This window comes from Sphaerisporangium viridialbum, from assembly GCF_049674955.1.
Taxonomy (GTDB): Bacteria; Actinomycetota; Actinomycetes; order Streptosporangiales; family Streptosporangiaceae; genus Sphaerisporangium; species Sphaerisporangium viridialbum.
The window spans coordinates 2,219,204-2,242,293 of the sequence record NZ_CP187232.1 but is presented as its reverse complement, the minus strand read 5'-3'; the positions used below and the strand labels follow the sequence as shown (position 1 = coordinate 2,242,293).

The following is a 23,090-nucleotide window of genomic DNA, read 5'->3' as shown; positions in this document are numbered from 1 at the left end:
TCACTCCGTGATGAGGTCGATGAGGAAGGGCCTGTCGTCCAGCAGCAGCCGCTCGACCGCCTCCTCCACCTGGCTGTGCTTCTCCACGCGCAGGGCCTCGACGCCGAGCCCGCGGGCGATGTCGACGAAGCCGAGGTCGGGGTAGGCGAGGTCGAAGGAGCGGGGGAAGGAGTGGGCGGGGATCTCCCGCTCGCGCCAGTACTGCTCGATGTTGAGGTCGAGCAGCCGGTAGCCGCGGTTGTTGCAGACGACGAACTTGGCGCCGACGCCCTCGCGGACCGCGGTGGCCAGCGCCTGGATGGTGTACATGCTTCCCCCGTCACCGGTGAAGCCGATGACGGTCTTCTCGGGATGGGCGAGCTTGATCCCGATCGCGCCGGGGATCCCGACGCCGAGCGAGCCGCCACGGGTCTGGAACCAGTGGCCCGGCAGCCTCGGCGGCAGGTAGGTGCCGAGCACGCCGGCGGCGGTCAGCCCCTCGTCGAAGATCATCACGTCCTCGGGGGCCCGCACGGCGATCTGCCGGGCGACGGCGGCGAGCAGGGACTCGTCCTCCGGCTCCTGGCGCGGCCGCTCGGCGCTCCGCCGGAGCCGCAGGGCCCCCGCCTCGCGCTCTCCCGGGGTCATCGACCGGCGCAGCTCGCCTTCGAGCGCGGCCAGCGTGGCCTTCGGGTCGGCGACCAGGCCGAGCGTCACCGGGTGGTTCTTGGCGATCTCGTAGGCGTTCAGGTCGACGTGGACGATCCTGGCGTCCGGCCTGAAGGGCGAGACGAGGTCGGGAAAGACCTCGGGGAACAGGTAGGTGCCGACGACCAGGACCGCGTCGGCCTTCGCCACCACGGCCCTGCTGACCTCGCCGAACATGTGGCCGAGCTGGCCCCTGAACAGCGGGTGGCGGCCGTCGAAGCACATCTCGGACAGCTCCACCCCCCACACGTCGGCGCCCAGCAGCTCGGCCACGCGGGTGAGCTCCTCCTGGGCGCCGGAGGCGGCGACGCCGTCGCCCATCAGCACGAGCGGCGCCTCCGCGCCCCCGAGCAGCGACGCCGCCGAGCCGATCAGCTCGTGGACCGGTGTCACCGCCGTGTGCGGCAGCGTGGACGGCAGGACCGGCTCGTCGTTGGGCTGGTCGAGCACGTCGAGCGGGAGGGAGACGAAGACCGGGCCGCGCGGCGGCGTCATGGCGATCTTGACGGCGCGGCGGAGCACGCGCAGCACCGACGAGGGGTCGGTCACCCGGGTGGCGTACTTGGTGACGGGACGGGCCATGGCTACCAGGTCGGCCGCCATCTGGCCGTCCATCGCCTCGTAGCGGACGCCGGACTCGCCGGCGACCACGACGAGCGGCGTGTGACCGCGCTTGGCCTGGTACAGCATGCCGATCCCGTTGCCGAGGCCGACGCCGCTGTGCAGCTGGACGAGCGCGGGGCCGCCGGTGGCGCGGGCGTACCCGTCGGCGATGCCGACGGCGACCGTCTCCTGCAGGGTCAGGATGTAGCGGAAGGCGTCGTACTTCTCCAGCGCGTCGAGGAAGCCCTGCTCGACGGTGCCGGGGTTGCCGAACATGTGCGTCATGCCGTCGGCGAGGAACTGCTCGATGATCGCCTCGTTGCCTCGTCTGGTCACGTCCGTCTCACCAGCCGAACCGGCGCAGGCCGTCTTCGAGGGTCTCCACGATCTTCTGCCCGGTGAGGAACGAGTCGGGGGTCGAGCGGCCCGTGATGAACGGGTAGTCGACGATGACCGAGGTCTCCTTGCCGAAGTTGCCGTGGTAGCGGCCCTCGGGCCCGGTGGCGTCGCGCAGGATGTACTCCAGCGGGTACGGCGGCGGCCCCATCACGAAGTCCGTGCCGAGGAAGCCCGTGCCGTCCTTGTAGTCGTACTCCTTGCAGTGGCCGGTGACGTGCTTGCCCCAGATGATGCTCTTGCGGTCCTCCCACTCGCGCGCGAACGCCAGGCAGGCCACGCCATAGCACTCGGCGGCCACCGGCTTGCCGGCGCGCAGGAACGACAGGATCAGCGCGTGGACCCGCTCGTTGTTGGCCAGGTCGACGATGGGGCCGCTGCCGCCGACGATCAGGATCGCGTCGTAGTCCGCGATCTCGGCCTCCACCGCCGCCACCGCCCGGTGGTAGGCCTCAAGGCCGCGCAGGTAGCCGGGGTCGGCGGTGTACGGGCGCTCGGGCAGCCACCTGGAGATGTCCAGGGGGTTGTCCAGCCGGTCGGACTCGTCCAGCTCGCGGGTCAGCTTGGCGACCTCGGGAGAGGTGACCGAGCGGCCGAGCGGCGGGTCGACGTAGTCGGGGTCCATGCTGGGCGGCAGCGCGTGCGCCCGCCGCCCGGTGGGGGTCGCGAAGACCACCTCGTAGCCCCGCTGGTCGAATTGGGTGAGCGGGCCGAGCAGTTCCTCGCCCCAGTAGCCGTGCTCGGACAGAACGACCAGAATCTTCCTGCTCATGGCTTCTCCTGCGGGCCGATGATCCAGTCCTCCCTGGAAGCCAGCGAGAACACGTGCGCGGGGTCGGCGACGGCGTCCAGCGCCGGCTTGACCCGTTCGGCGTAGTACGGCGAGGCCAGCGCCTCGCCAAGGGCGTCGACGTCGTCGAACCAGATCTGCTCGACGCTGTCGAAGCCCGCCTCGCCGAAGGTGTAGAACCCATCCCTGGTGTGGGCGTGCAGGTGGCGGCGGAGCCCCGGCAGGCCGCTGACCGCGGGGGCGTAGTCGCCGAGGGTCTGCTCGCGGTAGTCGTCGAGCGAGAGCCCGGGCCTGCGCTTGATCAGGGTCGTCAGCTTGACCCAGGACGGGCTCGCCTCGGTGAGCGGCGGGCCGGGCACGATCTCGTGCGCGTCGGTGTCGAGCACGATGGTCATCCAGAAGGCGGCCCAGTTGGGCTCGTCGAGCCTGGCGCCCTGGAGGAACTCCTCGGTCTGCAGGGAGGCGAGCTGCTCCTCCTCGTTGGCCAGCCAGATCTCCGCCATCCCCTGGTGCGGGAGCGCCGGGGTGCCGCGGTCGCCGTCGAACGGCACCCGCGAGTCGATCAGGTAGCGCCGGATCTGCGGGATCTTGGCGGCGAACTTCACCGCGTGCACGTGCACCCAGTAGTCCTGGAACTCCTCAGCGGTCATGCCCGGCTTCGGGGCGGCCAGGATGAACTGATGGATCATGGAATCTCCCTTTTTCCGGAGGGGATCTTGGAATTGAGCATCGCAGCGGAATTCGGAGACCGTCAAAGGAGATGCGGCTACTTCTCGACTTCGACTCTTTAATCCGGCATTTAAGTCAAGTTGCATGGCATTCCGGAAATATCCGCTTATCCTCAGGCGGTTCGCGGCGGCCCGCGCCATCTGACAAAGTGCCTGGGGAATAAGCCGGGATCATGGCCGGCGGCACCGTCGCGTCCTACTGTCCACCTCAACGGATGCCTGACCGAAAGGTGGCACATGAAAGGCGAGCTGACCGCCGCGGTGCGCCGCGGTGCCATCGACGAGATCCGCGACCTGCTTCGGGCGGGCGCCGATCCCAGCGAGCGCGACCCGGACACCGGGCTGACCGTTCTCATGATCGCTGCAGGCCGCGCCGACGCGCCCGCCGTACGAGCACTGCTCGCCGCGGGGGCCGACGTCTTCACGACCGACGCCAAGGCCGGCGCGACCGCCCTGCACAAGGCCTGCCAGGGCGGAAGCGCCGAAGTGATCCGCGACCTGCTGGACGCCGGGGCCTTCGTGGACTCGGTCGCCGCGACGACCGGCCACACCCCGCTGATGGACGCTCTCTGGTTCAAGTTCCCCGAGATCGTCGAGGTGCTCCTCGACCGGGGCGCCGGCCTGAACCTCTCCACCCACTACGGCTTCTCGCTGAAGGAGCACTTCGAGTACGAGCTGAACGTCAACACCTTCGGCAAGGAGCGGCTCGTCGAGTCCGACAAGCTGCTGCGGGCCCGGCAGGAGTCCGACGACGCGACGGCGAGCGGCCACGCCCTCATGAACGCCGTCACCGCGGGCGACGCGGCGGCCGTACGCGAGCTGGTCGCCGACGGGTTCCCCGTCGACATGCGCTGGCCCGTCGTCAACGGGTTCAACGACGCGCACACCGCGCTGCTGGTGGCGTGCCGCGACGGGCACACCGAGATCGTCGGGACCCTGCTCGCGGCCGGCGCCGACGTCAACGCGATCGAGCCGACGTTCGGCGCCGTTCCGCTGCACAAGGCCGTCTACAACGGGCACGTCGAGATCACCCGGATGCTCGTCGAGCGGCCGGGCATCGACCTCGGGTTCCAGGGCGCCACCAACGGCTACAGCCCCCTGCACGACTCCCTCTGGCACGGCTACGCCGACTGCGCCCGCGTCCTGGTCGAGGCCGGGGCACCGCTGGACCTGGTCGGGCACGACGGCAAGACCCCCCGGGACCTCGCGGAAGAGGTGCTGGGCGGCGACCACGAAGTGACCCTGCTCATCGCGGGAGGCGGCCATGAAGGAAACTGACGCACTCGTCGTCGGCAGTGGGTTCGGCGGCGCGATCGCCGCGCTGCGGCTCGGGGAGGCGGGCGTCCAGACGCTCGTGATGGAGCGCGGGCGGCGCTGGCCCGTCACCGACGCCCACGACACCTTCGCCACCTACGACGCCCCGGACGGGCGGGCCGCCTGGCTCAGCCCGGTCACCGTGGCCCCGGCGCAGGAGGGGCTGCCCATCGACGTGTACGCGGGCGTGCTCGAACGCGTCAAGGGCGACGGCATCGACGTACTCGCGGGCGCGGGCGTCGGCGGCGGCTCCCTGGTGTACAACACGGTGCTCTACCAGCCGCGGCGCGACCTGTTCGCCCGCGTGTTCCCCTCCTGGCTCGACTACGACGAGCTGGACGACGTGTGGTACCCCAAGGTCCGCGAGGCCGTCGGGGTGTCCCAGATGCCGGCCGACGTGCTCGCCCACGAGCACTACCGTGGCCAGCGGGTGCTGCTGGACGAGGCCGCCGCCGCGGGCATCCCGGCGAGGCTGTTCGACCTCGGGCTCGACTGGGACGTCATCCGCGCCGAGCTCGACGGCACCATTCCCCCGTCGCTGATCGCCGGTCAGGTCTGGTACGGCTCCAGCAGCGGCGCCAAGCGCAGCCTCGACCGCACCTACCTGGCGCGCGCCGAGGCCACGGGCAACGTCGAGGTGCTGCCGCTGCACGTCGTCACCGACGTGCGCGAGAACGGCACGGGCTACGTGGTGGCCTTCAACGAGATCGACGACAACGGCCGCGTGCTGGCGCGCCGGGAGATCCACACCCGGCACCTCTTCCTGGCCGCCGGATCGGTCGCCACCACGCGGCTGCTGGTCCGCGCCCGCGAGACCGGCGTGCTCCCCAAGCTGTCCGACGCCGTCGGCACCCAGTGGGGCGCCAACGGCGACCTGGTGATCATCAGGAGCGGCCTGCCGCCCACCGGCCCCAGCGAGGGCGGCCCGGCCGGCGCCGTCCTTGAGGACCTCGACAACCCCGTGGCCCCCATCGCCATGGCCGCCATGCCCGTACCGCAGGCCGGGATGCCCGAGGGCTTCATGGGCCTCATCGGAATGGGCCTCGGCCCGCCCAAGGGCACGTTCGGCTACGACGGCCGCACCGACTCGGTGAAGCTCTCCTGGCCCGCCGACGACCCCGAGGTCACGGCCATCGCCGACGGGGCACGCTCGACGTTCGAGAGGCTCGGCACCGGAAAGATAGAGGCCATCGACGCCGGCACCACGGGCCACCCGTGCGGCGGCGTGCCCATCGGCGTCGCGACCGACGAGTACGGCCGGGTGAACGGCTACCCGGGGCTCTACGTCGTCGACGGCGCGCTCGTCCCCGGCGGCAGCGCCGCCTGCACCAACCCCGCGCTCACCATCGGCGCGCTCGCAGAACGGGCGATGGCGGCCATCGTCCCCGACATCGTGGAGGGATAGTCACCGATGACGTCTCCAAGGCAGGCGGCCCTGGTCACCGGGGGATCCAGCGGCATCGGCCTGGCGGTGGCCACTGCCCTGGTCGCGCGCGGGTTCGAGGTCACCGTGCTCGGACGTGACGCGGGCAGGCTGGGCAAGGCCGTGGACCGGCTCGGCGGCGGGGCCGCCGGGCGCGGTTCCGGCGGCCCGGCCGTCCACGGCGTGGTGGCCGACGTCGCGAAGCCGGGGTCCGCGCAGGCGGCCGTGGCCGCCCACATCGAGCGATGGGGGCGGCTGGACGTGCTGGTCAACAGCGCCGGCGTGCTGGCGGCCGGCCCCCTGGACTCCTACACCGAGGCCACCGTGGCCGAGGTGCTGGACATCGACCTCCGCGCCACCATCATGTTCTGCCAGGCGGCCCTGCCCTACCTGCGCAAGGCCGCGCGCGACGGCGGGCGGCCCCTGATCGCCAACATCGCCTCGGTCTCCGGCAAGCGGGCGGACCCGGGGTTCTCCCTCTACTGCGCGGCCAAGTTCGGGGTGGTCGGTTTCACCGCGGCCCTGCACCAGGAGCTGCGCGGCGAGGGTGTGGGGGCCTGTGCGGTATGTCCGGGACTTGTGGACACTCCGATGGCAGACTGGGCGCGCTCCTGGGCGCCGAGGTCCTCGATGCTCCGCCCCGAGGACGTCGCCGGCGCCGTGCTCCGCGTGATCGACATGCCCACGGGCCACGTACCCGCAGAACTCAGCGTCTAGTAGGAGGTCCGTGAGCACCGCACACTCACCCAGGCTGCGCCACCTGGCGGGCTCCACCAAGGAGACCCACGCGTCCTGGCTGGAGCTCTTCTTCGACCTGGTCTTCGTCGTCGCGGTCTCCGAGCTGGCCCGCACGCTGCGCGGAGACCTGACCGCCCATGGGTTCCTGATCTTTCTGGCGCTGTTCGTCCCGGTCTGGTGGGTCTGGATGAGCTTCGCCTACTACGCCGACCTGTTCGAGACGGACGCGGCGCACTTCAGGATCGCCCTTCTGACCGGCATGTTCGGCTCGCTCATGCTCGCGGGAACCATCGGCGTCGCGGTCGGCCCGTCCACCGGGGCCGGCCTCGGCGGCCCGCAGGGCTTCGCGCTGGCCAACGCCGCGCTCCAGGCCATCCTGGTCGCCCTGTACGGCTACGCGCGGCGTGCGGCGTCGCAGGACGTCCCCGTCACCGGCGCCGGCGCCGACCGTCCGCCTCCGCACGGCGCGGCCGGGAGCCCGAGTGCGGACGCCGGAGACGAGCCGGCGAGCGCGGTGCAGAACGCCGCGCTCCGCCAGCTCTGCGGCATTTACGTGGCCGGGTTCGGCTGCGGCGGGGCCCTGTGGCTGGTCTCGGTGCTCGTCTCGCCGCCCTGGCATATGGCCCTGTGGGCGCTGGCGCTGGTGGTCGAGATCGCCACGCCGTTCCTGGCCTATCTGATCGTGCGGTCGCCGCCCGCGCACGCCTCCCACCTGCCCGAACGGCTCGGCCTTTTCACGCTCATCGTGCTGGGCGAGTCGGTGCTCGCGGTCGCGTGGGGGGCGCGGGGCACCGGCTGGACCCCCGCCGCGTTCCCGGTGGCGTTCTTCGCCTTCGTGATCGCCGCGTGCCTGTGGTGGGTGTACTTCGAGCACGTCGACCACGGCGTCATCATCCACGCGCTGACCAGCGGGCGCTCCACTCTCGTGCGCGGGTTCGCCTACGGCTACGGCCACCTGCTCATCTTCGCCGGGCTCGCCTCCACGGCGGTCGGCTCCGAGGTCCTCATCGAGCACGCCTCCGAGGAACACCTCCCGGCCGGCGCGGGGCTCGCGCTGGCCGGTGGGGCCGCCGCCTTCCTGCTCGCGACGACGGCGGCGCACCTGGTGATCCGCCGCCCGCTCAGCAGGCGGCTGGTCGCCGCCCGCGTCGCGGCCGCGGTGGGCGCCCTGGCGCTGGGCGCGGCGTCCCCGGCCCTTTCCGGGCTCGCGGTGACCGCGTCCCTGGCTGGCGTCCTCGTGCTGCTCACCTGGGCGGAGATCCGGCACCGGTCGCGACGGGAGGGGCCTGGCAGGCCTCCTGCCCTCGCGTCTCATCCGCAGGCCGGCCTGGCAGCCTCACCAGGAAGCGGGTATCCCCGGGCCGCGAGCGAACCGTGATCGACCCCCGGTGACGCCTGGTCACGATGCGGTGGGTCAGGTGCAGGCCGAGCCCGGTGCCCGCGCCGATGTCCTTGGTCGTGAAGAACGGCTCGAACACGCGCGGGAGCACCACGGGGTCGATGCCCGGGCCGGTGTCGGCGACCTCGACGACCACGCAGCTGCCCTCGCCGCGCGCGCTGATCCTGAGCTGCCCGCCGCCCGCCATCGCGCCCGCGGCGTTGTCGATGAGGTTGGTCCACACCTGGTTGAGCTCGGTGGGATACCCGGGGACGCGGGGCAGCGGCTGGGCGTAGTCGCGGACCACGGTGACGCCCGCGAGCTGCGGGCGCAGCATCGCGAGCGTCGCCTCCAGCCCCTCGCGCACGTCGACGTCCGACTCGGGGGCGCGGTCGAGGTTGGTGTACTCCTTGGTGTTCTTCACGATCGCCGAGACCCGGGTGCCGGCGTCGCGTACGTCCACGGCGGATGAGCGCACCCGCAGGCTCTCCGACAGGTAGCGCAGCGCGGCGGGCACGCGGTCGGGCCGCAGGCGCCCGGTGAGGTCCTCCAGCCAGCCGACGTCGAGGCCGCGCTCTGCCAGCAGCTCGGCGAAGGAGGCCCCGTCGTCCAGGCCGTGGTCCTCCGCCCAGTCCTGGAGCCGCTCCTCCATCTGGCTCATGCCGAGCGCGTCGCCCGGCCCCGTGCCACGCGCGCGGGCCAGCCAGTCGCGCTGGGCGGCCCGTACGGCCGCACGCTCCTCCGCTGTGGCCGTCTCGCCCCAGGTCTCGGCCGCCTCCTCCAGCTCGGCCACGGCGTCGTCCAGCTCGCCGATGGCGCGGGTGACCGCGGCCACGGGGTTGTTCAGCTCGTGGGCGATGCCCGCCGCCAGGGTGCCGAGCGAGGCCAGCGTCGAGCGGCGCCCGGCGCTGACGATCATGTCCTGGGCACGGAGCGCGAGCACGGGGATGACCAGCTCGGAGACCCTCGGGGTGCGCACGAGCATTTGCAGGAAGGCGTCGCGTTCGTAGAGCGCGACGCGGCTGTCCCCGACGGAGGTGGCCGTGGCGAGGTAGGCGTCGCCCGCGAGCACGCACAGCTCGCCGGTGAAGGTGTGGGCGAGGGAGGCGCGGGTCTCTGCGTCCGGCCGGGTCGAGTGCCGGGCGAGCACCTCCTCACGGTCGTCGACCACCTTGGAGATGAGCAGCTCGCCTTCGAGGAGCACGACGAAGAATCTCGCCGGAGCCCCCTCGGTGAACAGCACCTCGCCGTCGGCCAGCTCGCGGGAGCGGGCGGCCGCGGAGAGCCAGCCGTACTGGTCGTCGGAAAGTCCGTGGAAGAGCGGATGCGCTCGCAACTCCTCCGGGAGCACGCCTGTGTCACCCATGGATGGGCTCCTCTCACGCCGGGTGAAGGGAGCGTTACACCGGCCGGGCGGGAGGTCAAAGAGTCCGGCGGCACTTTGTCGGGTGTGCGGGGACGCGAGGTGCCCGAGAGCCTTATTCGCCGTACTTAATCAGGTCCGCGTTCGCATTCGTGCTCGCGTGCTTACGCTTTGGATCACTTGGCCCGTGCAACTTCCCGGACATGGAGGCCGCTGTGGCCCAATGCTCGCACGTTGACCAGATCCGCAGGGTGTCGGCCACTTCCGACGGGTGCCAGGAGTGCCTGGCGCTCGGGCAGCGCTGGGTGCACCTCAGAGAGTGCCTCAGCTGCGGGCACGTCGGATGCTGCGACTCCTCACGCGGACGGCACGCGACCAAGCACCATCGCGCCAGCGGCCATCCGATCGCCGCCTCGGCGGAGCCCGGCGAGACCTGGGCGTGGTGCTACGTGGACGAGGAGGTCATCGAGAATTGAGTGACGAGACCGGCAGGCCGGTGATCCTCGCCGTGGACGACGATCCGCAGGTGCTGAGGGCGGTCAGGCGCGACCTGCGCTCCGCCTACTCCAGCCGCTACCGGGTGCTCGGCGCCTCGTCGGGCAAGGAGGCCCTCGGCATCCTCGACGCGCTCGACGAGCGCGGCGACGACCCCGCCCTCTTCATGGTCGACCAGCGGATGCCGGAGATGACCGGCGTGGACTTCCTGCTGGAGGCCGGGGCGAGGTTCCCCGACGCCAGACGCGTGCTCCTCACCGCGTACGCCGACACCGACGCCGCCATCACGGCGATCAACCGGGTCAGGCTCCACCACTACCTGATGAAGCCCTGGGACCCTCCAGAGGAGCGCCTGTTCCCGGTGCTCGACGACCTGCTGTCCGACTGGCTGGCCTCCTACCGGCCCGCCTACCAGGGCATCAAGGTCGTCGGGTTCCTGGTCTCCCCGGCGACCCATGCGGTCAGGGACTTCCTCACCCGCAACGAGCAGCCGTTCCAGTTCCTGGACATCGACGTGGATCCCGAGGCCGCGCGGCTGGCCGAGGGGCGTACGGACTCCCTGCCGCTGGTGCTGTTCCCCGAGGGCGACCACCTGTCGGCGCCGAGCAGCTCGCAGCTCGCCGAGCGCCTCGGGCTGTCCGGGACGGCTTCACGCCCTCACTACGAGACCGTCATCATCGGCGCGGGCCCCGCGGGGCTGGCGGCCGGGGTCTACTCGGCCTCCGAGGGGCTCTCCACCCTGCTGGTGGACTTCGACGTCCCCGGCGGGCAGGCGGGCACCTCCAGCCTCATCGAGAACTACCTGGGCTTCCCCGCGGGGCTCTCCGGGCGCGACCTCGCCCGCAGGGCCGTCTCGCAGGTGCGCAGGTTCGGCGCCGAGCTGCTGTACCCCGTCGAGGTGACGGGCCTGCGAAGGGCCGACCCGGCGCGCGTCATCACGCTGGCCGACGGCACCGAGATCAGCGCGGAGGTGGTGCTGCTGTCCATGGGGGTCTCCTACAACCGCCTGGACGTCCCCGGCGCCGACCGCTTCGCGGGCGCGGGGCTCTACTACGGCGCCGCCACGACCGAGAGCCAGTCGTGCATCTCCCAGCACGTCTACGTCATCGGGGGCGCCAACTCGGCCGGGCAGGCGGCCCTGCACTTCGCGAACTACGCGAGCAAGGTCACCATGCTGATCAGGGCCGCCTCCCTGGAGGCGGGGATGTCGCAGTACCTCGTGGACGAGATCCGCAGGACGCCCGTCATCGAGGTGCGCCTGGGCACGCGCGTCGTGGAGCTCGCCGGGGAGGAGCGCCTGGAGCGCATCACGCTCGCCGACGTCCGCACGGGCGAGACCACCGAGGAGCCGGCCGGGTTCGTCTTCACCTTCATCGGCGCCCGGCCGCGCACGGCGTGGCTGGACGGCGCGGTGGAGCGCGACGACCACGGGTTCGTGGTGACCGGGCCGGACGTGCCGCCCGCGAGCTGGGACCTTTCGCGCGGGCCGTACCTTCTGGAGACGAGCGTGCCCGGCGTCTTCGCGGCGGGCGACGTGCGCGCCCGTTCGGTCAAGCGGGTCGCGTCGGGAGTAGGCGAGGGAGCCATGGCCGTGGCACTCATGCACCGTTATCGCGCCAGTACATAATCCCCTAAAAAGCCAAATCCCTTCGAAACGCCATTATTCAAGAATTCACATGATTTATACATTCAACGCCATTGCCATCAGCCCCGGACGTGGCGACAATATAGACATGTGGGGAATATTATCAGGAAAGGTCGCCCTAATCACCGGGGCGAGCAGCGGCATCGGAGCCGCGGCGGCACGGGTATTCGCCCGTGAGGGAGCCGCGGTCATGGTCACGGCGAGACGCGAGCGGGAATTGAGCGATCTGGTCGACGAATTGACGGAAAAGGGGTTCGAGGCCGCCTACACGGTGGCCGACGTGACCCGCCCGGAAGACGTCGACCGCGCGGTCTCCGGCACCGTCCAGAGGTTCGGGCGGCTCGACGTGGCCTTCAACAACGCCGGACTCGGAGCCGAGCAGGCGCCCATGCACCTGATGGACGACGCCGTCTTCGACGCGATCGTGGACGTCAACCTGCGCGGCGTCTGGTACTGCACGCGCCGGGAGATCGCCGAGATGCTGGCCGGCGGCGGCGGCGCGATCGTGAACACCAGCAGCGTCGGCGGCCTGGTCGCGACGCCGGTGGCGGCGCCGTACGTCATCTCGAAGCACGCGGTCGTCGGGCTGACGAAGGCGGCGGCGGCGGAGTACGCCAAGCAGGGCATCCGCGTCAACGCGATCGCGCCGGGCACCACCAGGTCGGAGATGATCGAGGCCTGGTTCGCCCTGCAGCCCGGCATCGAGGACCTGCTGCACGCGGTCACCCCCCAGGGCAGGACCGCGGAGCCGGAGGAGATCGCCGAGGCGGCGGCGTGGCTCGTGAGCGACCGGGCGTCCTTCGTGACCGGCGTGACCCTGCCCGTGGACGGCGGCTACACGTTGATATAGGTGCCCGCGGGATCGAAGCGGCCGACGCGGTCGGCCGGCACGATCCCCGGCAGCAGCAGTTTCCAGAAGTTCGTGAGCCTGTTGCGCAGATCGCGCCGGCCCGACACGGCCTGCGAGACGATCTGGGCCCCCGTGAAGGCCGCGATCACCGTCTCGGCCACCGCCTCGATCTCGATATCGAGCAGCAGGTCGCCCTGCTCCCGCGCCCTGGCCAGGAGGTCCCTGGCACCGTCCTGCCACATCACATGGGTGGTGAACTCAGCCCTTGAAAAGGTCCCGTGCTCGATCGCCAACCGCACGCTGGCCCTGGCGATGACGTTCTTCTGGAGCTCCCTCGCGAACCCGTGGCTGGCGTCGATGACCACCTGGAGGGGTGAGCGGTCGGCCGACACCAGAGAGGCCAGCAGCTTCTCGTCGGCGTCGAGGATCGCCCTCGCGAGCTTCTCCTTGGAGCCGAAGTGGAAGTACAGCGCCCCCTTCGTCACCCCGCAACGTTCGAGGATCTGGGCCATCGTGGTGGCCGCGTAGCCGTACTCCTCGAACACCTCTGCCGCGCCCTCCAGGACCCGTTGCCTGGTCGCGAGCGCTCGTGCCTGTTTAGCCATGACGAATGGTATTCCTCCCAAAAAAAACCGCTCGGTCGGTATCCTATGCCCCGCGTTGCCTCAAAGGCAGGGAATCTGAAGAGGTAAATAGCCATGACGACGCACCAAGCATTCGACTTGTCGCTCGGCCCCGCGTTCTTCGAGCAGCCGGTCTCCCGCCACCTGGTGCACCGCGCGGCGGTGTCCGAGGTGATGATCACCGGCTGGCGGTCCCTCGACGACAAGACCTCCATCCTCGCAGCGCAGTGGCCCCGCACGCACAGCTTCTACCGGCCGGTCGCCGGGAGGCACGATCCCCTGCTGATCGCCGAGACGATCAGGCAGGCGGGTCTCGTGGTGAGCCACGCCGAGCTGGACTGCCCGATCGGCCACCAGTTCCTGCTGTGGGAGCTGTCCTACGAGGCCGACCTCGGGGACCTGACGATCGGCCCTGGCCCCACCGACCTGGTGCTCCGCTTCACACGCAGCGAGGTGCGCCATCGGGGCAGGCACCTGGCCGGCCTGCGCGGCCACGTGGACCTCTACCGCGACGGCGAGCTGGTCGGCATGGGCGAGGGGAGCTTCGACTGCGTGTCCCGTGCGGCCTACGACCGGCTGCGCGCCGCCACCCGTCCCATACGTCCGCCCGCGCCCGCCCCGCTCCCCGAACCGGTCACCCCCGAGCTGGTCGGCCGCGACCGTCCCGAGGACGTCGTACTGGCGCCCGCCGGACTCGACGACACCTGGCTGCTGCGGGTGGACCCCGCCCACCCGGTGCTCTTCGACCACAAGGTCGACCACGTGCCCGGCATGGCCCTCATGGAGGCCATGCGCCAGGCGACCCGGCTGCTCGCGCAGCCCTCGCCCGTCACGTCCCCGAAGCTGTACGCGTCCTTCAACCGCTATGTGGAGCTCGGGGACCCCGCCCGCGTCCACGCGCACGCCGAGGAGCCGCTGCCGTCGGGCGACGTGCCGGTACGGGTCTCCGTCGAGCAGTACGGCACCACCGCCGCCACCGGCCTGGTCTTCGCACGACCGATCTGACCGTCCGGCCGCCTCCCCCTGTCGTTCTCCGGCCCGGCGCGTCATGATGGCGGTCGTCGACCGACTGACAGGCAGGTGACCATGTCACACCCGGAGTCGTACCCGGACGTCTTCGCGAACGCCATCACCGATCCCGACGGCTTCTGGGGGGACGCCGCCGAGGACGTGAGCTGGCACCGCGCCCCCGACAAGGTGCTGGACTCCTCGAGTGCGCCCTTCTACCGGTGGTTCACCGGCGGTGAGCTCAACACCTGCCACAACGCGCTCGACCGGCACGTGGACGGCGGACGCGGCGACCAGGCCGCCCTGGTCTACGACAGCCCCGTCACCGGCACGGTGCGCACGTACACCTACGCGGAGCTGCTGGCGGAGGTGGCGCTGTTCGCCGGGGTGCTCAGGGGGCTCGGCGTCGGCAGGGGCGACCGGGTGGTCGTCTACATGCCGATGGTGCCGGAGGCCGTGGTCGCCATGCTGGCCTGTGCCCGCCTCGGGGCCGTCCACTCGGTGGTGTTCGGCGGCTTCGCCCCTCGCGAGCTGGCCATGCGCATCGACGACGCCCGGCCGGCGGTCGTCGTGTCCGCCTCCTGCGGCATCGAGCCGTCGAGGATCGTCGAGTACAAGCCGATGCTCGACAGCGCGCTCGACCTCGCCGAGCACAAGCCGGGCAGCTGCGTGATCCTGCGGCGCGAGCAGGCGCCGGCGACGCTGGTGCCCGGCCGCGACCTCGACTGGCACGAGGCGATGGCGGCCGCGGAGCCGGCCGAGTGCGTGCCGGTCGCGGCCACCGACCCGCTCTACATCCTGTACACCAGCGGCACCACGGGGAAGCCGAAGGGCGTGGTGCGCGACAACGGCGGCCACGCGGTCGCGCTGCTGTGGAGCATGCGCAACGTCTACGACACCGCGCCGGGCGAGGTGTTCTGGGCGGCCTCCGACGTCGGCTGGGTGGTCGGGCACTCCTACATCGTGTACGGCCCGCTGCTCCTCGGCGCGACGACGATCCTCTACGAGGGCAAGCCGGTGGGCACGCCGGACGCCGGGGCCTTCTGGCGGGTGATCGCCGACCACGGCGTGAACGCGCTGTTCACCGCGCCCACGGCGTTCCGGGCGATCAAGAAGGAGGACCCGTCGGCGGCCCTGCTCGCGAAACACGATATTTCATCGCTCAGGACGTTGTTCCTGGCCGGCGAGCGGCTCGATCCGGACACCTACCACTGGGCCACGGAGAAGCTCGGCGTGCCCGTGGTGGACCACTGGTGGCAGACCGAGACCGGCTGGCCGGTGGCCGCCAACCTGCGCGGCCTCGCCCCCATGCCGATCAAGCCCGGCTCTCCCACGGTCCCTGTGCCGGGGTACGACGTGCGGGTGCTCGGCCCGGATGGCGAGCCCTGCGCCCCGGGCGAGGAGGGCGCGATCTGCCTGCGCCTGCCGCTCCCACCAGGCACGCTCCCCACGCTCTGGCAGGATGACGAGCGCTATATCGCCTCCTACCTGTCGGCCTACCCCGGCCACTACCTGACCGGCGACGGCGGCCACGTCGACGAGGACGGCTATCTGTTCGTCATGGGCCGCACCGACGACGTCATCAACGTGGCGGGGCACCGCCTGTCCACCGGGTCGATGGAGGCCGTGCTGGCGGGCCATCCGGCCGTGGCCGAGTGCGCGGTGATCGGCGTCGCCGACGAGCTGAAGGGGCAGGTGCCACGCGGGCTGGTGGTGCTCAAGAGCGGCGTCGACGCCGACCCCGGCACGCTGCGCGACGAGCTGGTGCGTCTCGTCCGCGAGCAGGTCGGCGCGGTGGCGAGCCTGAAGCGCGTCGACATCGTGCCGGGGCTGCCCAAGACCCGGTCGGGCAAGATCCTCCGCAAGACCATGCGCGGCATCGCCGACGGCACCGACGAACCGGTCCCCTCCACGATCGAGGACGCCGCCGTGCTCGACCTGCTGCGCCCGGTGCTCAGATCCCACGTGTGATCGGGGTGGAACGTGAAGATGTGGAGCCAGCGGTCTCTTACTCGAACTCCGATCGACAGTCGGGCCGCGAGCATGGACACCCGCGAAAACAAGGTCGGGTGTGGTCGCTGCGCGACCAGAGCCCACTCATGAAAGATCGAGGTTAGCCAGTGCGAGAGGCCTGTGGCGCCGGATTCTGGCAAGGATGGGTGGATTAGGCAAGGATTCGAGTGGATTGCCCTAACACCCTCGGGCGCCGTTGCGGTTGTCTGAATCGGTGAACATTCAGACAGTGAATTCAACAGTATCCGTTGTGACCGGCGCTAGCGCCGGCATCGGGCGCAGCGCCGCCATCGAGATCGCTGCACGCGGTGGTGGAGTGGTTGTGACGTACAACTCCCGGCCCGAGGGGGCTGAGGAGACGGTCTCGATGATCCGGGACAGTGGCGGCAGCGCGGTCGCTTTGCCGCTCGACATTGCCCGGAGCGACTCGTTCCCCGCCTTCAAGGAAGAGCTGGTACGAGTTCTCGATGAGGAGTGGGCCACCGACAAGATCCACTCGCTCGTCAACAACGCCGGCTTCGGAGGCGGCCTCGCGTTCGAGGACATGAGCGAGGATGCGTTCGACCAGTACTACCGCGTGCTCCTGCGGGGGCCGTACTTCCTCACGCAGGCTCTCCTGTCGCTGATCCATGACGGTGGCTCGATTGTCAGCACCTCGAGCAGCTCGGTGCGACCCGGTGATACCGAGTCCGGCTATTCCGGCTACGCGGCAATGAAGGGTGGACTGGTGATTGCGACTCGGTTCCTCGCGAAGGAACTTAGTCCTCGGGGCATTCGGGTGAATTCGATCGCTCCCGGGCCGACTCGCACCCGCATCGGCGACAACGCGTTCGAGAAGTACCCGGAGATCATCGATGGGATCGCCGCCAAGACCGCCCTCGGACGCCTGGGTGAGCCGGCGGACATCGGCAAGGTCATCGCGTTCCTCGTCTCGGATGATTCCGCATGGATCACGGGACAGGACATCCAGGTCGCAGGAGGATACGCGCTGTGAGAACCGTCATGCCGCGGTTCGGGACCGTTGTGCTGACCGGGGCTACGAGCGGGATCGGCGAAGCTACCGCCCAACGGCTGGCAGCGATCTCCGGAATGCTGATCGTTCTCGGCCCTGAGCCGGAAGAAGCCGTCGGCGAAGTTCTCGGGCGCGTTCGTGGTCGCGGTCCAGCCGATGTCCACTACATCTCTGCCGACTTCACTCATCTCTCCGAGGTCGTCGACGCGGCACGCTCGATCAAGACCCTCGCTCCCGCCATCGACCTGCTGATCAACGACGCGGGTGTCCCAGGCGCGCTGCAACGGATCCTGACCCAGGACGGGTTCGAGCGGACGCTGCAGGTCAACGCGCTCGCTCCCGCACTCCTGACCCGCCTGCTCGTCCCGTCCCTCGCCAAGAACGCGCGAATCGTCAATGTGGGATCGTCCGCGCACCGTGTTGAGCAGTTCGATTTCGATGACATCGATCTTGGGCACGGCTATTCGCCGGTCGCCGCGTATGCACGGGCGAAACTTGCGATGGTGACATGGTCTGCGCTACTTGCGGAGGAGCTCGGGTCGATGCCGGTCAGCGTGGTGGCGCTCTGCCCGGGTTTGAACGACACGCCGCTCAGCGCTGCGATGATGGGTCGGATCGGCGGTCCGCCCACCCAGGGTGCTGCGAGGATCCTCTTCGCTGCGGCTGCCGATGTGCCCTCTGGCTCATACCTTGAGGGCGATCAAGTGATCCCACCAAGCGCGGACGCAACCGACCCCGCGAACCAGGAGCAGCTGGCTGCTCTCTACTGGGACCGGCTCCTGCCGTTCGCGGCTCTGGGGCGTGTCTGATGGGCGAGCAGAGTGCGACCGGCAACATCCTCGGTGGTCGGGTTGCCGTCGTCTTCGGGGCGACCGGGTGGATCGGGCGAGCCATCTGCCGCGACCTGCTTAAGGCGGGCGCGAGCGTGGTCATGGTCGGCCGGGGTGCCGACCGATTGGATGCCCTCCAGCGTGAGCTCGGCGGGGGAGACCGACTGCTCTGGACGATCGCTGATGTCACCTCCCAGCTCGAGGTCGACGACGCCCGGGCCGCCGCGATCACCCGCTTCGGCCACATCGACCTGCTGGTCGTGTCGTCCGGAGTGATCACTGGCTCAGCGTTCAGCGACGGTGTTCCGGCCGACTGGGCCGAGATGATCGACGTGAACCTCCGGGGGCTGCTGCACGCTTCCCAGACCTTCGCCGCACCGCTGCTCGAGAGCGCTGACCGCGGGCTCTCCGCCGATATCGTACTTATCGGCGCCGTCAGCACCGATGTCCGCGCTCCCCGGTTCGCGGTGTTCAATGCCCTGTCGGCGGCGATCAAACAGCTTGCACGGGCGTTGCGTCACGAATACGGGCCGCACGGGATGCGCGTGCACATTGTCGAGCCCGGTTTCGCTGTCGACAAGACCGGCCAACACCGACCGGGACACGATGAGCAGAACGCCCGAGCTGTTTCCGCGGTGACACCTGACGCGATCGCCGCAGTCGTGACGCTCGCGGCCGCACTCCCCGCAACAGCGAATCTGGCTGAAGTCCTCCTCCTGCCGACCGAAACGGCATGACGGATGACCACCACCGCTATGGCAACCGAATCGCCGGCGCGGATTCGCGGCTTCATCTCGCGCCTGGCGCGCGGCCCCGAGGCGCTGCGCGGCGCGTTCGTCCTGATCACGGCCACTATCGCCGCCCTCGTGTGGGCGAACCTTCCGGGGGACAGCTACCAGACGTTCTGGCATCTGCCACTCGGTTTCGAGCTCGGCGGCTTCAGGTTCGAGCTGAGCCTGCAGCACTGGATCAACGACGCCGTGATGGCCGTCTTCTTCGCGCACGTCACGCTTGAGGTGCGCCGCGAGATCGAGCTGGGTGAGCTGCGCGACTGGCGACGGGCGAGCGTGCCTGTCATCGCCGCCGTCGCCGGTCTTGTCATCCCGGCACTGGTCTATGTCGGGGTGACCTGGGGCAGCGATGCGGTTGGAGGATGGGGCGTCGTCGTCTCCACCGACACGGCCTTCGTGCTCGGCATGCTCGCCCTCGTCGGGCGGGGAATGCCGCCCCAACTGCGGATCTTCCTGGTGACCCTCGCGGTCGCCGATGACGTCGGCGCGCTCGGCGTCATCGCATTCGCATACACCGGCCACTTCAACCCCCTGCCGCTGCTCCTCGCGGCCGCGGGTCTCGCGGTGATCGCGGTGATGCGGTTCCTCGGGGTGTGGCGGGGTGCGTTGTACCTGCTGCCCTCGATCATGGTCTGGGTGGGGCTTTACCTGTCAGGCGTGCACGCCACGCTGGCCGGAGTCGCGATCGCCCTGCTGCTGCCGATTTTCGCCACGGGGTTCGACGACCTGCGCAGGGCCCGAGACCACATGCGTGCCTTCCAGATGTCGCCGACGGCAGGCTACGCACGCACGGCCGAGAACTCGCTCGCGAGGGCGATCTCGATCAACGAACGCGCACATCGCGCACTTATGCCGTACATCACCTGGCTCATACTGCCGATGTTCGCCCTCGCCAACGCAGGCGTAAGAATCACCGGTGAATCCCTGGCCGACGCGTTCACCTCAACCCTTACCTGGGGAATCCTCATCGGCCTGGTCGTTGGCAAGATCGTCGCCATCACGGTCTCCACCTGGATCGTCACCCGGGTTAGGCCCGGCGTGCTCGGCCCAGCGGTGCGCATGTCCCACATCCTCGGTGTCAGCATGCTCGCCGGCATGGGGTTCACCATCTCCCTCTTCGTCACCGAGCTGGCCTTCGACGACCCCGTGGACGTCAGCCGCGCGCAGATCGGAGTGATCGCAGCCACCGTCATCGCCGCCGCTCTTGGCGCGATCACCTTCAGCATCGTGAGCGCCCGCGAACGCAGACGCTCCCCACACCGGGATCGCCTCGTCAGAGCACTCGACCCGGCACGCGACCCCGTTCTGGGTGACTCGACCAGCGCGGTGATCGCCGTCGTCGAGTACGGCAACTACGCCACCCCGTACTCCCCAGGCGCAGGCGAGATGCGCCAGGAGATGGAGGGCCGGTTCGGCGGCGACGTCGTCTACTCCTTCCGTCACCTGCCGCTCGAGCAACCTCTGGGACGCTCGGCCGCGATCGCCAACGAGGCGGCCGCGCTTCAGGGACGATTCTGGGAGATGCGCGACGAACTCCTCCGCGAAGCACCCATCGAGACCGAACGGCAGATTCGCCGCGCCGCCGCCGCGGCGGGCCTGAACCTGCGGAGGTTCGAGGAGGACTCGGGTGATGCCGCCACCGCGCAGCGTGTCGAGGAAGACCTCCAGGACGCCGAGATGATGCATCTCAACGAAGCGCCGACCTACTTCATCGACAACGTTCGCTATGAAGGATCAATCGATGCCGGCTCGGTGAACGCGGCGGTCGCCAACGCCAGGGATGCTGCCGTACAGAAAGTCGCCGGTTGATGGTGCCGCAGGTCCTAGTTGTTCTTCCCCGGGACGTTGTGAACAGCTGAGGTAGACGAAGACCTCCGGGACGATGTGGAGTACCACCAGTGAGGGGGCGAAAGCCCCCTCGCATCGGAGGGTTCGGGGGGTCGTCCCCCCGTGTACGCAAACGCGAAATGGCCCGTGGCAGGTGCCCCAAAGGGGCGACAACCACGAGCCATCAAATTCGCGTGGAGCTATGGGGATTCGAACCCCAGACCTCCTCCATGCCATGGAGGCGCGCTACCAGCTGCGCCATAGCCCCAGGTCACACCGCGGCCAAGCATCTGCCCGCTTTTTACTGCCACGCCAGTGTATCGGACATCGCCGGGCGGGCCGAACCGCCCGGGGTTCCCGGTCACGCGTTGACACCAGTGCTCACGCTCGGTAACGATTAGTCACCCAAAGTCACCGCCTGCGAGGAGCCGAGATGCATCCGAGCCCCCAGGAGCTCAACGCCGGATCCGCGTTCGACACGAGCGACGTCAACCAGGACGGCTACATCGACAAGGAGGACATGCACCTCGTCGGTCCCATGCTGGCCGACCGCCTCGGCCTCTCCCCTGACGCCCCGGCCCGCGCCCACCTCCGCGAGGCCTACACCCAGGTCTGGGAGAACATCGTGGCCGAGGTGGGCACCGACGACCAGGGCCGCGTCAGCCGCCAGAGGTACGTCGAGTACGCCGTCTCCCCCAGGCTCGACAGGACGGCGTTCATCGTGGCCATCGTCTGGCCCATCACCGACGCCCTCTGGGACGCCCTCGACGCCGACGGCGACGAGAAGCTCAGCCTGGGCGAGTACCTCCACCTGTGGTCGGCGTACGACGTCGAGACCGCAGAGGCGCGCGAGGCGTTCATCCTCCTGGACACCGACGGCGACGGCCATCTCGCGAAGGACGAGTTCGCCCAGGCCATGTACGACTTCTACTTCAGCGACGATCCGAAGAAGGCCGCCATCCCGATCCTCGGGCGGTCCTGACACCCACGGCCGGTGTCCGCGAGGTTCACTCCAGCGAACGCGCGGCCCTGATCAGCTCCGCCAGCTCGGCCACCATGGGGTCCTCGGTCGCCGACGCCAGCCGCGACGCGTGGCCGGCCAGCCCGGCGAGGTCCTCGGTGAACAGCTCGTCGTCGGCGTGCCTCAGCCGCTGGGCGAAGGCGGCGACCACCGCGTCCACCTGCAGCCGAGGCGACGGCGCCTCCCACAGCGCACCGGACAGCTCCGACACCTCCACCGCGCGGCTCGTCTCGGCCGGTTCCCGGGTGTCGGGATCCTGCCAGCGGACCGTCGCCATGGCCACCTGCCCCGAGGTCCCCGGCCGCAGCCGCACCGCGTACAACGCGGTGACCGCCTGGCCCGGCCCCACCTCGCCGCCGTCCTTGGCGTCGTCGCGGAAGTCCCGCTGGGCGAGCGCGCGGTTCTCGTACCCGAGGAGCCGGTAGGACTCGACCGTGGCCGGGTTGAACGCGACCTGCGCCTTGGCGTCGCGTGCCCGCAGGTCGAGGCTGGCGGGCAGCCGCTCCACGAAGATCTTGCGCGCCTCCTCCCGCGAGCTGACGTAGACCGCCGCGCCGTCGCCGTTGTCGGCGAGCTGCTCCATCAGCGCGTCGCCGTACTCCCGCCCGACGCCGACGCACAGCAGCGTGATCTGATGCCCCGCCTGCTCCTTGACCCGGTCGAGGATGCCCTGCCAGGAGGTGTTCCCGGTGTTGGCCAGCCCGTCGGAGAGCAGGATGACCCGGTTGGTCGCCACCGGCCGGAAGGCCCTGGACGCCTCGCCGTACCCGGTGACGAGCCCGGCTTCGAGGTTGGTGGAGCCCTCGGTCTCGAGCGAGTCGACCGCCGCGTGCAGCTCGGCCCGCTCGCTCGCCGGCGTCATGGAGATGCGCGGCCTCGCCTGGTCGCTGAAGGACACGATCGACACCTGGTCGCCCGGCCCGAGCTGGTCCACCAGCGTGTGCAGCGCCTCGCGCACGAGGTCGAGCCGTCCCGGGTCGGCCATCGAGCCGGACACGTCCACCACGAAGGTGAGGTTGGCGGGCCTGCGGGCGGCGGCCTCGGCGGTCCTGGTCTGCAGCCCGACCCTCAGCAGCGCGGTCCCCTCCCCCGCGCCCCTGGCCCCGTCGAGCTGGATGGCGAAGCCGTCACCGGACGGCTCGGTGTACCCCTGCTGGAAGGCGTTCACGAACTCCTCCGGCCTGACCTGCGCGGGGTCGGGGAGCCGCCCCTCCTTGAGGCCGCTCCGCGCGTAGCCGTACGAGGCGGTGTCGACGTCGAGCGCGAACGTGGAGATCTTGTCGGCGGGCTCGCTGCGGGCGGGCTCCGGCACCGCGCGGGAGGTGCCGGAGCCGGCCGCCTCGCCCGGTGCGCTCGTGGCGCGTTCCGCGCCGGGCGGGTAGGCGGGTTCGGGTGCCCTGGACGTCTCGTTGGACGTGGCGCCGCACGCCGAGACGAGCAGGACGAGCGCCACCAGGACGCAGGCGAGGATTCGTGACTTCATCGGAGGCCTCCCTCGTTGTCACCCCCTATGACGGACTTTGGAGTGCTTCAGCCTGAGCCGTCACCCAAGCGA

Annotated in this window: 18 protein-coding genes, 1 tRNA gene and 2 pseudogenes; 14 read left to right on the top strand and 7 right to left on the bottom strand. The window is 70.1% G+C overall.

Annotated features, from left to right (window positions below; translation table 11 throughout):
- From ACOZ38_RS10020 to ACOZ38_RS10010, 3 genes are read right to left on the bottom strand one after another with little or no spacing between them, the layout of a single operon-like run.
- Entirely contained in the window at nt 1–1,626 is a 1,626-nt protein-coding gene (locus tag ACOZ38_RS10020) for a thiamine pyrophosphate-binding protein (RefSeq protein WP_424529855.1), read from the bottom strand.
- Nucleotides 1,627–1,633: 7 nt separating this feature from the next.
- Nucleotides 1,634–2,458, bottom strand: a complete 825-nt coding sequence (locus ACOZ38_RS10015) for a type 1 glutamine amidotransferase domain-containing protein (RefSeq protein ID WP_424529854.1) — start codon at nt 2,456–2,458, stop codon at nt 1,634–1,636.
- Nucleotides 2,455–3,165 carry an EthD domain-containing protein gene (locus tag ACOZ38_RS10010; protein ID WP_424529853.1) on the bottom strand — a complete coding sequence of 237 codons (711 nt, stop codon included), beginning with the start codon at nt 3,163–3,165 and terminating at the stop codon, nt 2,455–2,457. Before ACOZ38_RS10010 ends, ACOZ38_RS10015 begins: the two co-directional genes overlap by 4 nt.
- Nucleotides 3,166–3,441: 276 nt before the next feature.
- Here ACOZ38_RS10010 and ACOZ38_RS10005 point away from each other — a divergent pair, with 276 nt between their 5' ends.
- From ACOZ38_RS10005 to ACOZ38_RS09990, 4 genes and pseudogenes are all read left to right on the top strand, one after another.
- Entirely contained in the window at nt 3,442–4,482 is a 1,041-nt protein-coding gene (locus ACOZ38_RS10005; RefSeq protein ID WP_424529852.1) for an ankyrin repeat domain-containing protein, read from the top strand.
- A complete protein-coding gene (locus ACOZ38_RS10000; protein ID WP_424529850.1) occupies nt 4,469–5,923 on the top strand; it encodes a GMC oxidoreductase in 1,455 nt (484 codons plus the stop codon). The genes ACOZ38_RS10005 and ACOZ38_RS10000 overlap by 14 nt, the downstream gene beginning before the upstream one ends.
- A gap of 6 nt (nt 5,924–5,929) precedes the next feature.
- Complete coding sequence (locus ACOZ38_RS09995) at nt 5,930–6,658, top strand: SDR family oxidoreductase (RefSeq protein WP_424529849.1); 729 nt, start codon at nt 5,930–5,932, stop codon at nt 6,656–6,658.
- A 10-nt stretch (nt 6,659–6,668) separates the two neighbouring features.
- Nucleotides 6,669–7,910, top strand: a pseudogene (locus ACOZ38_RS09990) (low temperature requirement protein A); the annotation flags it as partial.
- A gap of 13 nt (nt 7,911–7,923) precedes the next feature.
- On the opposite strand, the gene ACOZ38_RS09985 reads toward ACOZ38_RS09990, so the two are convergent.
- The gene (locus tag ACOZ38_RS09985) at nt 7,924–9,423 is read right to left on the bottom strand and encodes a sensor histidine kinase (protein WP_424529847.1); all 1,500 of its coding nucleotides are present in this window, start codon (nt 9,421–9,423) and stop codon (nt 7,924–7,926) included.
- Nucleotides 9,424–9,623: 200 nt separating this feature from the next.
- Between ACOZ38_RS09985 and ACOZ38_RS09980 the strand changes: the two genes are divergently transcribed.
- From ACOZ38_RS09980 to ACOZ38_RS09970, 3 genes and pseudogenes are all read left to right on the top strand, one after another.
- On the top strand, nt 9,624–9,896 hold the full coding sequence (locus ACOZ38_RS09980) for a UBP-type zinc finger domain-containing protein (RefSeq protein WP_405145630.1): 273 nt from the start codon (nt 9,624–9,626) through the stop codon (nt 9,894–9,896).
- Nucleotides 9,860–11,437: pseudogene (locus ACOZ38_RS09975) on the top strand (FAD-dependent oxidoreductase); the annotation flags it as partial. The gene ACOZ38_RS09980 and the pseudogene ACOZ38_RS09975, both read left to right, overlap by 37 nt.
- Nucleotides 11,438–11,648: 211 nt before the next feature.
- Nucleotides 11,649–12,410, top strand: coding sequence for a glucose 1-dehydrogenase (locus ACOZ38_RS09970; protein ID WP_424529846.1), 762 nt, complete (start codon nt 11,649–11,651; stop codon nt 12,408–12,410).
- On the opposite strand, the gene ACOZ38_RS09965 is transcribed toward ACOZ38_RS09970, so the two are convergent.
- Nucleotides 12,395–13,015 (bottom strand): ScbR family autoregulator-binding transcription factor, encoded by a 621-nt coding sequence (locus ACOZ38_RS09965; protein WP_424529845.1) that lies wholly within the window; start codon nt 13,013–13,015, stop codon nt 12,395–12,397. The two genes, ACOZ38_RS09970 and ACOZ38_RS09965, sit on opposite strands and share 16 nt — an antisense overlap.
- 93 nt (nt 13,016–13,108) lie before the next feature.
- Between ACOZ38_RS09965 and ACOZ38_RS09960 the strand changes: the two genes are divergently transcribed.
- The 6 genes from ACOZ38_RS09960 (at nt 13,109) to nhaA (ending at nt 20,496) form a co-directional block, all read left to right on the top strand.
- Complete coding sequence (locus ACOZ38_RS09960) at nt 13,109–14,038, top strand: ScbA/BarX family gamma-butyrolactone biosynthesis protein (protein WP_424529844.1); 930 nt, start codon at nt 13,109–13,111, stop codon at nt 14,036–14,038.
- Between the two features lie 81 nt (nt 14,039–14,119).
- Complete coding sequence (locus ACOZ38_RS09955; protein WP_424529842.1) at nt 14,120–16,012, top strand: propionyl-CoA synthetase; 1,893 nt, start codon at nt 14,120–14,122, stop codon at nt 16,010–16,012.
- A 292-nt stretch (nt 16,013–16,304) separates the two neighbouring features.
- Nucleotides 16,305–17,048: an SDR family NAD(P)-dependent oxidoreductase gene (locus ACOZ38_RS09950; protein WP_424529840.1), complete on the top strand. Its 744-nt coding sequence runs from the start codon at nt 16,305–16,307 to the stop codon at nt 17,046–17,048.
- Complete coding sequence (locus ACOZ38_RS09945) at nt 17,045–17,875, top strand: SDR family NAD(P)-dependent oxidoreductase (protein WP_424529839.1); 831 nt, start codon at nt 17,045–17,047, stop codon at nt 17,873–17,875. Before ACOZ38_RS09950 ends, ACOZ38_RS09945 begins: the two co-directional genes overlap by 4 nt.
- Nucleotides 17,875–18,633, top strand: coding sequence for an SDR family oxidoreductase (locus ACOZ38_RS09940; protein WP_424529837.1), 759 nt, complete (start codon nt 17,875–17,877; stop codon nt 18,631–18,633). Before ACOZ38_RS09945 ends, ACOZ38_RS09940 begins: the two co-directional genes overlap by 1 nt.
- Before the next feature lie 18 nt (nt 18,634–18,651).
- On the top strand, nt 18,652–20,496 hold the full coding sequence (gene nhaA, locus ACOZ38_RS09935) for a Na+/H+ antiporter NhaA (protein WP_424529835.1): 1,845 nt from the start codon (nt 18,652–18,654) through the stop codon (nt 20,494–20,496).
- A gap of 213 nt (nt 20,497–20,709) precedes the next feature.
- Here the strand turns inward: nhaA and ACOZ38_RS09930 are convergent.
- Nucleotides 20,710–20,782, bottom strand: a tRNA-Ala gene (locus ACOZ38_RS09930).
- 165 nt (nt 20,783–20,947) lie between these two features.
- Between ACOZ38_RS09930 and ACOZ38_RS09925 the strand changes: the two genes are divergently transcribed.
- A complete protein-coding gene (locus tag ACOZ38_RS09925) occupies nt 20,948–21,496 on the top strand; it encodes an EF-hand domain-containing protein (protein WP_424529834.1) in 549 nt (182 codons plus the stop codon).
- A gap of 25 nt (nt 21,497–21,521) precedes the next feature.
- Here ACOZ38_RS09925 and ACOZ38_RS09920 read toward each other — a convergent pair whose 3' ends face one another.
- The gene (locus tag ACOZ38_RS09920) at nt 21,522–23,018 is read right to left on the bottom strand and encodes a YfbK domain-containing protein (RefSeq protein ID WP_424529833.1); all 1,497 of its coding nucleotides are present in this window, start codon (nt 23,016–23,018) and stop codon (nt 21,522–21,524) included.
- Nucleotides 23,019–23,090: the final 72 nt, after the last annotated feature.

Bases quoted from the DNA above. Each gene is read 5' to 3' on its own strand.
- nhaA (WP_424529835.1), top strand. From the start codon at position 18,652: ATGGCAACCGAATCGCCGGCGCGGATTCGCGGCTTCATCTCGCGCCTG.
- ACOZ38_RS09955 (WP_424529842.1), top strand. From the start codon at position 14,120: ATGTCACACCCGGAGTCGTACCCGGACGTCTTCGCGAACGCCATCACC.
- ACOZ38_RS10000 (WP_424529850.1), top strand. From the start codon at position 4,469: ATGAAGGAAACTGACGCACTCGTCGTCGGCAGTGGGTTCGGCGGCGCG.
- ACOZ38_RS09980 (WP_405145630.1), top strand. From the start codon at position 9,624: ATGGAGGCCGCTGTGGCCCAATGCTCGCACGTTGACCAGATCCGCAGG.
- ACOZ38_RS09960 (WP_424529844.1), top strand. From the start codon at position 13,109: ATGACGACGCACCAAGCATTCGACTTGTCGCTCGGCCCCGCGTTCTTC.
- ACOZ38_RS09970 (WP_424529846.1), top strand. From the start codon at position 11,649: ATGTGGGGAATATTATCAGGAAAGGTCGCCCTAATCACCGGGGCGAGC.
- ACOZ38_RS09995 (WP_424529849.1), top strand. From the start codon at position 5,930: ATGACGTCTCCAAGGCAGGCGGCCCTGGTCACCGGGGGATCCAGCGGC.
- ACOZ38_RS09985 (WP_424529847.1), bottom strand. From the start codon at position 9,423: ATGGGTGACACAGGCGTGCTCCCGGAGGAGTTGCGAGCGCATCCGCTC.
- ACOZ38_RS09925 (WP_424529834.1), top strand. From the start codon at position 20,948: ATGCATCCGAGCCCCCAGGAGCTCAACGCCGGATCCGCGTTCGACACG.
- ACOZ38_RS10005 (WP_424529852.1), top strand. From the start codon at position 3,442: ATGAAAGGCGAGCTGACCGCCGCGGTGCGCCGCGGTGCCATCGACGAG.
- ACOZ38_RS10015 (WP_424529854.1), bottom strand. From the start codon at position 2,458: ATGAGCAGGAAGATTCTGGTCGTTCTGTCCGAGCACGGCTACTGGGGC.
- ACOZ38_RS09965 (WP_424529845.1), bottom strand. From the start codon at position 13,015: ATGGCTAAACAGGCACGAGCGCTCGCGACCAGGCAACGGGTCCTGGAG.
- ACOZ38_RS09920 (WP_424529833.1), bottom strand. From the start codon at position 23,018: ATGAAGTCACGAATCCTCGCCTGCGTCCTGGTGGCGCTCGTCCTGCTC.
- ACOZ38_RS10010 (WP_424529853.1), bottom strand. From the start codon at position 3,165: ATGATCCATCAGTTCATCCTGGCCGCCCCGAAGCCGGGCATGACCGCT.
- ACOZ38_RS09940 (WP_424529837.1), top strand. From the start codon at position 17,875: ATGGGCGAGCAGAGTGCGACCGGCAACATCCTCGGTGGTCGGGTTGCC.